Here is a 4,377-nt window from a genome sequence, read left to right as displayed (position 1 = left end):
CCGAGGAGATGGTGGCCGTCGCCCGCAAGCACGAGAACGTCTACATCGACACCTCGGCCTACACCATCGCACGGTTGCCCGACGAGCTCGTCAGGTTTATGAGAACCGGTACCGGACAACGTAAAGTCTTGTTCGGCAGCAACTATCCGATGATCACGCCCGCGCACGCGCTGGCGGGGCTCGACGAGCTCGGGCTCAGCGACGACGGACGCCGCGACTTTCTGCGTGGCAACGCCGAGCGCGTCTTCAGACTGGAGGCAAACCCGTGAACGGTGCCCAGGCCCTGATCAACACCCTGGTCGACGGCGGTGTCGACGTGTGCTTCGCCAACCCGGGTACCTCGGAGATGCATTTCGTGGCCGCCCTGGACACCGTTGCGCGGATGCGCGGCGTGCTGACGCTCTTCGAAGGCGTGGCCACCGGGGCGGCCGACGGGTACGCCCGCATCGCCGATCGGCCGGCCGCCGTGCTGCTGCACCTGGGCCCCGGCCTGGGCAACGGCCTGGCCAACCTGCACAACGCGCGCCGGGCCCGCGTGCCGATGGTGGTGGTCGTCGGCGACCACGCCACCTATCACAAGAAGTACGACGCGCCACTGGAATCAGACATCGACGCGGTCGCGGGCACCGTCTCGGGATGGATGCGCAGGACGGCCGAGGCCGCCGCCGTCGGGGCCGATGCCGCCGAAGCGATCGCCGCCAGCCGCGGCGGCTCGCTCATATCGACGCTGATCCTGCCCGCCGACGTTTCCTGGACCGACGGTGCGCAACCCGCCGCGCCGGTGTCCGCGCGCGCTCAGGCCGCCCCGGCGCTGCCGTCCGAGGTGCTCGACGTGCTGCGCTCCGGGGAGCCGGTGGTGCTGATGGTCGGGGGGGATGCCACCCGTAGCCGGGGTTTGACCGCGGCCGCGCGGATCGCCCAGGCGACCGGGGCACGGCTGCTGTGCGAGACGTTCCCGACGCGGCTGGAGCGCGGCGCGGGCGTGCCGGCCGTCGAGCGGCTGGCCTACTTCGCCGAAGCCGCCACGGCCCAGCTCGACGGCGCGGAACACCTCGTGCTGGCCGGCGCGAAGTCACCGGTGTCGTTCTTCGCCTACCCGGACACCCCGAGTGACCTGGTGCCGGCCGGCTGTCGGGTGCACACGCTGGCCGGGTATAGCGGCGCGGCCGACGCGCTTTCAGAGTTGGCCGACGAAGTGGCGCCCGGGACGGAGGCACTGCTAGCGGCCGCCGTGCGCCCCCAGTTGCCGACAGGTGCGTTGACGTCAGCGTCGGTGGCCCAGGCGATCGGGGCACTGATGCCGGAAGGCGCGATCGTCGTCGACGAGTCGAACACGTCCGGCCTGTCACTGCCGCAGGCCACCGCGGGGTCTCCGGCCCACGACTGGCTGACGCTGACCGGCGGGGCGATCGGCTACGGAATCCCGGCCGCGGTGGGCGCCGCGGTGGCCGCCCCGGACCGCCGGGTGTTGTGCTTGGAATCCGACGGCTCGGCGATGTACACGATCTCGGGCTTGTGGACCCAGGCGCGAGAGAACCTCAACGTGACCACCGTGCTCTACGACAACAGCGCCTACGACATCCTGCGGGTCGAGTTGCAGCGCGTCGGCGCCGGTTCGGCGCCCGGCCCCAAGGCGCGCGACCTACTCGACTTGAGCCGCCCCACAATCGATTTCGTGAAGATCGCCGAGGGTATGGGAGTGCCTGCGCGCCGCGCCACCACCGCCGAGGAGTTCGCTGACGCCCTGCGGTGGGGACTCGACGAGGCGGGTCCGCACCTCATCGACGCCGTGGTGCCCTCGCTCATGGGCTAGCCCGAAAGTAACTGTTCAGGTGTCGAAGGTCGTCGTCCCGAGACCGCTGGGGCTTTCCGCGATGTACACCGGTCCCAGCTCGAATGGGGTATTCCCGGTGTTCATCACGGTACCTCCGACCGTCAGGGCGTTCGTCGCGGTCGTCGTGTAGGAGTACAGCAGCTGACCGCTGCTGGTGTGGACCGAAACGACTGTGCCCACCGGCACGGTCCCGGAAGTCTGACCGGTCCCGAGCAGGGATGCCGGGATGGATCCGTAAGCATCACCGGAATCGATGTACAGGGAAGGAGTGACCGTCGACGTCGTGCCGTACCCGGGGGGTGTGACCTGCACGTCCAGGTTGGAAGCGGTCGGCACTCCGGTAACGGTGACCCCGCTGGGTAGAGGGTTGGGGCCGAGTACCAGCTCGCCCTGGGGCTGGTTGAACAGCACACCCTGATCGAGGGTGCCCGGCAACGCGGGGATCACCGTGCTGGTGCCCGGGTAGCCGTCATTTGGCCCAATGCCCAAGACGCCGACTACTCCGGCGCCACTCCAATAGTTTTGGAAAGCCGTTTGGTTGCTGCCGGTGAGAACGTCAACGGCGGTCGGCGCGGTCGTCAGTTCAGCCCCTCCAGTGGTTTCGAAACCCGCCGTCGTGTCATAGGTGGTGTAGCTGACCGTCGTCGACGCGTCAGGCCCGGAGTAACCGACCGAACCCGAATAGACCGAGGAGCCGAGGTTTGTCGTTGGAACGTACTGCCCTTCGATGACAAGACCGGTGGATCCGGTGTCAACCAGCACGGGCACCGGCGTCCCCCCGTTTATGGAGACGTAAACGATCGGGTAAGGGCCATTCGGGGAAAGCGTCAGCGCGAGATCTGCGTTTTCCGAAGTTGGGGTTCCGGCACTGCCGGCCACACCGGCGGGGCCGCTGCCGGCCCCGCCGGTGCCGCCGGATCCGTTGATACCGGGCGTGCCGACCATGCCGCCGCTGCCGCCAGAGCCCCCGTTGCCGCCGTTGCCGCCGTCGCTTCCCTGGCCGGCGTTGCCGGCGTTGCCGCCGCTGCCGGCCGCGCCACCGGCACCGACCACGCCGGCGTTGCCGCCGCTTGCGCCGTTGCCGCCGGAACCGCCGTTAACGCCGGAGCCGGCCAATTGGGCGGTGCCGCCGTCGCCGCCATTTCCACCGTCGCCCCCTTGGCCGGCGTTGCCCCCGCTGCCGCCGTCAGCACCCACTCCACCTGTCCCGCCGTAACCGCCGGCTCCGCCGTCGCCACCGACGCCTGCATTGCCTCCGTTGTCACCCTGGGCGTTGTAGTCGCCGTTGCCGTCGCCGCCGCTTCCGCCGCCCCCTCCCTGGCCGCCGTCGCCCCCGGTGCCGCCATTGAAACCGCTGCTGCCCTGCCCGCCGTTGCCACCGGACCCGGCCGCGCCGCCAGTACCGCCGCTCCCCCCGGTGCCGACGGGCAGTCCTTCGCTACCGGGCGCCGATTCGTTGCCATTGCCGGGGGCGCCGCCATCGCCGGCCGTGCCCCCATTGCCGCCGCTACCGCCGGTGCCACCGCCTCCGGTGGTGCCGGTGCCGCCGGTGCCGCCGTTGCCGCCGGCGCCACCACTACCGCCCGAACCGCCGTTGCCGTTGGACCCGAAATAGCCGTGCTCGGAGGACGTCAGTTTTTGCGCAGCCGCGCCACCTTGGCCGCCTTGGCCGCCCGTGCCACCACTCCCGCCGTCGAAACCGGGGTTGTCACCGGCCGCGCCGTTGTCTCCGCGGCCGCCGGCCCCGCCGCTACCGCCGGCGCCACCGGCGCCACCGCTACCGAAGTAGACATTGTTGTCTTCGGCGGTTGTCACGCTGGTACTTTCGCCCGATTCTCCCCCGGCACCGCCGTTGCCGCCGTTGCCGCCGCTGCCGCCGTTGCCGCCGCCGCTGGTGATGCCCGCGCCCCCAGTACGGCCTTCGCCGCCGGCGCCGCCGGCGCCGCCGCTGCCGCCGCTGCCGCCGGCGGTGGCGCCGGTGCCAGGGTTTCCACCCGTGCCGCCGGCGCCGGCATTGCCCCCGGCGCCGCCGTTACCGCCGTTGCCGCTGCCCACGGGCGCGCCGCCGTTGCCGCCGTTGCCGCCATTGCCGCCATTGCCGGCGGCGGCGCCGTTGGCCGAGCTACCGCCGTCCCCCCCGCCGCCGCCGGTACCACCCGCGCCGCCTTGGCCGCCGGTACCGCCATTGATGCTGGTGGTGATGCTCGTGGTGGTGCTGGACACGCCGGTGTTAGAACCGCCGTCGCCGCCGGCACCGCCTTGGCCGCCGTCGCCGCCGACCGCCCCTTGGCCGCCTTGGCCACCTGTGCCACCAGATCCACCGCTCCCGCCGGTCCCGGGGGTGCCCGCGGCCCCGGTGGTCGAGCCGGTGCCGCCGTGTCCGGCCGCTCCGCCGGGGCCTCCGGTGCCGCCTTGGCCTCCGGCGCCGCCGGCCACCCCTTGCGAGCCATCGGTTCCGGTACCGCCCTGTCCGCCGGTGCCGCCCTGTCCGCCGTCGCCGCCTTGCCCGCCGGCTCCCTGGTGACCGCCGCCACCGGACCCGG

General features: G+C 71.9%; 3 protein-coding genes. 2 read left to right on the top strand and 1 reads right to left on the bottom strand.

Annotated features, from left to right (window positions below; genetic code table 11):
- Both ACOJVU_RS16300 and ACOJVU_RS16295 read left to right on the top strand, forming a co-directional pair.
- The coding region (locus ACOJVU_RS16300) for an amidohydrolase family protein (RefSeq protein WP_421530715.1) at positions 1-269 on the top strand (269 nt) is incomplete at its 5' end.
- Entirely contained in the window at positions 266-1,813 is a 1,548-nt protein-coding gene (locus tag ACOJVU_RS16295) for an acetolactate synthase large subunit (RefSeq protein ID WP_421530714.1), read from the top strand. The genes ACOJVU_RS16300 and ACOJVU_RS16295, both read left to right, overlap by 4 nt.
- Before the next feature lie 15 nt (positions 1,814-1,828).
- Here the strand turns inward: ACOJVU_RS16295 and ACOJVU_RS16290 are convergent.
- A partial coding sequence (locus ACOJVU_RS16290; protein ID WP_421530713.1) for a PecA family PE domain-processing aspartic protease occupies positions 1,829-4,377 on the bottom strand: 2,549 nt, incomplete at its 5' end.

Origin of the sequence: Mycobacterium sp. THU-M104 (genome assembly GCF_049197365.1) — a bacterium.
Classification (GTDB): domain Bacteria; phylum Actinomycetota; class Actinomycetes; order Mycobacteriales; family Mycobacteriaceae; genus Mycobacterium.
This window is presented reverse-complemented; position numbering and strand designations above follow the sequence as displayed.